The organism is Psychrobacter sp. (assembly GCF_036731945.1).
Classification (GTDB): domain Bacteria; phylum Pseudomonadota; class Gammaproteobacteria; order Pseudomonadales; family Moraxellaceae; genus Psychrobacter.
Genome location: NZ_DAINDI010000035.1, coordinates 1 through 3,729 on the forward strand (window position 1 = coordinate 1; position 3,729 = coordinate 3,729).

Annotated in this window: 6 protein-coding genes; all 6 read left to right on the forward strand. The window is 46.6% G+C overall.

Features of this window, described 5'->3' with window-relative positions; translation table 11 throughout:
- Positions 1 to 47: 47 nt before the first annotated feature.
- The gene (locus V7D75_RS08555) at positions 48 to 707 is read left to right on the forward strand and encodes an ATP-binding protein (protein WP_333614224.1); all 660 of its coding nucleotides are present in this window, start codon (positions 48 to 50) and stop codon (positions 705 to 707) included.
- Between the two features lie 21 nt (positions 708 to 728).
- On the forward strand, positions 729 to 1,484 hold the full coding sequence (locus V7D75_RS08560; protein WP_333614225.1) for a hypothetical protein: 756 nt from the start codon (positions 729 to 731) through the stop codon (positions 1,482 to 1,484).
- A gap of 82 nt (positions 1,485 to 1,566) precedes the next feature.
- Positions 1,567 to 1,998 carry a hypothetical protein gene (locus V7D75_RS08565; RefSeq protein ID WP_333614226.1) on the forward strand — a complete coding sequence of 144 codons (432 nt, stop codon included), beginning with the start codon at positions 1,567 to 1,569 and terminating at the stop codon, positions 1,996 to 1,998.
- A gap of 143 nt (positions 1,999 to 2,141) precedes the next feature.
- Complete coding sequence (locus V7D75_RS08570; protein WP_333614227.1) at positions 2,142 to 2,555, forward strand: hypothetical protein; 414 nt, start codon at positions 2,142 to 2,144, stop codon at positions 2,553 to 2,555.
- Between the two features lie 4 nt (positions 2,556 to 2,559).
- A complete protein-coding gene (locus V7D75_RS08575) occupies positions 2,560 to 3,096 on the forward strand; it encodes a hypothetical protein (RefSeq protein ID WP_333614228.1) in 537 nt (178 codons plus the stop codon).
- A partial coding sequence (locus tag V7D75_RS08580) for a 3'-5' exonuclease (RefSeq protein WP_333614229.1) occupies positions 3,093 to 3,729 on the forward strand: 637 nt, incomplete at its 3' end. The genes V7D75_RS08575 and V7D75_RS08580, both read left to right, overlap by 4 nt.

Consider the following 3,729-nt stretch of genomic DNA (forward strand, 5'->3'; position numbering starts at 1 on the left):
TTAGCGCAGTTTGATAGCGTGTTTGGTCTTGGTGAGGAGAATATCTAATGGCTATCGTGACTTTAGTGTTAGGCAATAGCGGTTCGGGCAAGTCTTTTAGTATGCAAAACCTTGACCCGTCGCTATGTGGCGTTATCAACGTCATGGGTAAGCCGCTACCCTTTCGAGCCGGCAAGCAATTTAGAAAGCTGAACACGGATAACGCTTACGAGATTAATGACCTTCTGCCATCTCTTAAAGCGCCTATCGTGATTATCGATGACTTCCAGTACATCATGGCCAATGAGTTTATGCGCGGTGTGACCGATGAAGGTGGTGGCAACTCAGTATTCCAGCGCTTTAATCGTATCGGTCAGAACGCTTGGAATATTCTGAACACAGCTATCAATAATACGCACCCTGACCAGCGCATTTATATCTTATCGCACATCGAAGAAGTGGAGGGTAAGACGAAGATTAAAACGATGGGCAAGATGCTCGATGAAAAGATTGTACTTGAAGGCATGGTGACTATCGTACTGCAAACCACCATTCGTAATGGCGAACATTACTTTATGACCAAGAATGACGGCACCACCACTGTTAAAACGCCGCATGAAATGTTTGCCAACGAACTAATACCTAATGATTTAAACGCTGTAGATGACGCAATCTGCGACTTCTACGGCATTGCCAAAAACCATAATCAACAGGCACAAATAGCCTAATTTTATTTAAAGGACCTACCCATGAACTTCCCTACTATCCAGCTAAACGAAACTGCCGCACTTAAAGCCAATACTGGTGGCGGTCAATTCTTTGACGGCAACAGCGAACAACTGGTCAAGATTGGTCGCGCTGAGTTTGTTGTATCGAACAACACTGGCACAACCGGCATGGCTTTTGATGTGTTCAACAAAGATGGTCAGAAAGGTTACTTCACTCTTTGGTTTATGAAGCAAGACGGCAGTTATATCGAAGGCTTTTACAACCAGCTACAAAGCATTATGGCGGTCACTGGCGTTACGACACTCACCCCAACGCAAGCTAATATCGACAAGTACGATGCTGCGGCTGGCAAGGTGGTCCCAACTCAGATGACGGTGGCCAATGAATTAATGGGCAAGCACTTCACTGGTCTGTTTATTGATGAGTTTGAAATTTACAACGGTGAGAAGCGCAAGAAGACGCAGCTGTTCGCCGCCTTCAATCAGAAGCGCCAGACTTTGCAAGAACAAAAGGATCAGGCACCAGCGCAGCAAATTGAAGTGCAGATGGAGCGCTTGATTGGTTACTCGCAAAAGTCAGAAAAGGAAGTTGATGCACAGATGAGCGGCAATAAAGGCGGCTATAACAATCAACGTACTAGCCAGCCACCACATGGCGGGACGACTTACCAGCGTGGTCCAGCACCTACTCAACAAAACAATAGTAGCGCACCGAACAACGTACCAGCACCATCAAACATGCCGGACGGTCCAAACGATGATTGGATACCTTTCTAGTCTTTCGCTGGCTAGTTAATTTTCGGAATAACGATTTGCAGCCGTAAGCTGCCAACCCTACTCTAACTTAAAGGTAAATATTATGACTTCTCAAAAAGAATTAACCCCTATTTTAAAAGGTCAGCCACTTGCTGACGCTGTAGCCTCACTACAAGATGCTTGCCACACAGCCAGTATTAACGGCGGCTGGTGGACTTGTCCTGAAACTGGCGAGTATCTAGGTGACACCGATGGTACTGGCATGAAGCGCAATACTGGTCAGTTGCTTATGTTGTGCGTAAGCGAGCTTGCTGAAGCAATGGAAGGCGATCGCAAAGACTTGATGGACGACCATCTACCCCATCGAAAAATGATGGAAGTTGAATTGGCAGATGCAGTTATCCGCATTTGCGACTTGGCTGGCGGTAAAGGTTACGACCTAGGCGGCGCTATCGCTGAAAAGCTGGCTTACAACGCTCAGCGTGCAGATCACAAGATGGAGAACCGTGTCAAAGATGGTGGTAAAAAATATTGATTGAATAAACCATCAATCGTTTAGGCCACTGGTATCAGCTAGTTGGTGAGGTGATGGCTCACCAAGGCTATGACGCTGGGGTAGTTTGAAAGGACAACTGCCAGCCTAAACACCCTATTTTCAACTACTACGGAATAATCATTATGACTACAAAACCAGTATTACCAGCTTACTACATGTCTATCGAAGATGAAGAGCGCCTAGAACATGGTCCTTACGAAAGTCGCGAACAAGCAGTTTTAGACGCGCCAGAGATACGCCAACAAATAATTGAAGATCATGAGTGGGCGCCAGCATCTTACATGGTTTGCAAAATAATCCCGTCTCATGAGAATGCTATCGAGCAAACTTCGAACCTACCTTTTCGACTACGTGATTTCATTGATGAGTGGGTTAACGATAATGTTGAAGGTGGGTCGGAAGATGGTGTTATTGAGATACAAGATAGCGCTCTCAAGGTACTAAGCGATGCACTCAAGGACGTGCTCACCAATCACAGTGTCTACCTCGCTAACGGCGCTCCAGTTGAGTGTATCGAAACTAAGTTTGAGGACTAATATTATGGCAAAGATTAAAAACCGCGATAAGCGCAAGAAAGCGGCAGTCAAAAAGGCGAACCAGATAAAAGCCAGTAAGCCGGAAATGTACGAAGGTTACATGAAAATCCCCCTCAATACCTCACTCACTGGCGATCAGGTTAGAAATCGGACTGAGTATTTTGACGAATGGATTAGCCCGAAGGTGCGAAAAGAGATACTGGAATCGCCGCGTAAGTTTGTTGTGACTGGTCATGTGTGTATGGCTGACGGTGAAATGTACTGTGCCACGATTGACTATCAAGGCTATGGCGATAGACGCACGATACCAGACGCGGCAAACATGGCGTTTGATGCAGCAAGGAATGGTAGCGGCGCGGTCATTATGAGCAGGTCGTATGTTGTGGTGCGAGCGCAAAAGGATATGTCTAAGTTTCCTAAAGAAATTGATATCGAAGCGCTTATGGCCGAACGCCAGAAGCAAGCACCGGTCATGGGTGTGGCACAGCCTTTTGATTATAACTACCTATTTGAAGAATTTGTTAAGGAAGCAAAAGCATGAACACGCCAGCAATGATTATAGATTTTGAAGCAACGGATGTTAGCAGGGAAGCTGAGGCAACGCAGATGGGGTGGCGTCACGTAAAGTTCGTAGATGGCGTGATATCAACGGATAGTTACCATCATTACGGATATACAGACTTAGCAAGCCCTACTGTCAACTGCCGCCCTGACCGCGCAATTAGTTACGGCGCAATGGCTGTATCGCATATTACCTATGATGACGTAGCTGGATGCGATAACCACAAAGAGGTTGTGCCTTGGCATCTGCCAGTCGGTGAAGCCTACATCATCGGCCACAATGTCGATTATGACATTCAAGTCGCGGCCAACGCTGGCGTCGATGTTAGCCAGTACAAACGTATTTGTACGCAAGCGCTGGCACGTAGATTGCTGCCGGACTTGGATAGTCACTCACTAGGCGCACTCACCTACGCGATTAATCCTGATCTGGCACGTCAGTATTGCCGCAATGCTCATGATGCTGGTTACGATGTAACGTTCACGCTGTGGCTGCTAGAGCATCTATGCGAGCTGGGTAATATTACCAGCATGGAACAGTTATATCTTGCCAGCGAGGAAGCGCGGATTCCTACCTCGTTTACGTTTGGTAAGCACCAGGGTAAAACCATCA

What these genes read in the sequence shown, in the direction of transcription:
- V7D75_RS08560 (WP_333614225.1), top strand. Translation starts at nt 729, where the DNA reads ATGAACTTCCCTACTATCCAGCTAAACGAAACTGCCGCACTTAAAGCC.
- V7D75_RS08565 (WP_333614226.1), top strand. Translation starts at nt 1,567, where the DNA reads ATGACTTCTCAAAAAGAATTAACCCCTATTTTAAAAGGTCAGCCACTT.
- V7D75_RS08555 (WP_333614224.1), top strand. Translation starts at nt 48, where the DNA reads ATGGCTATCGTGACTTTAGTGTTAGGCAATAGCGGTTCGGGCAAGTCT.
- V7D75_RS08575 (WP_333614228.1), top strand. Translation starts at nt 2,560, where the DNA reads ATGGCAAAGATTAAAAACCGCGATAAGCGCAAGAAAGCGGCAGTCAAA.
- V7D75_RS08570 (WP_333614227.1), top strand. Translation starts at nt 2,142, where the DNA reads ATGACTACAAAACCAGTATTACCAGCTTACTACATGTCTATCGAAGAT.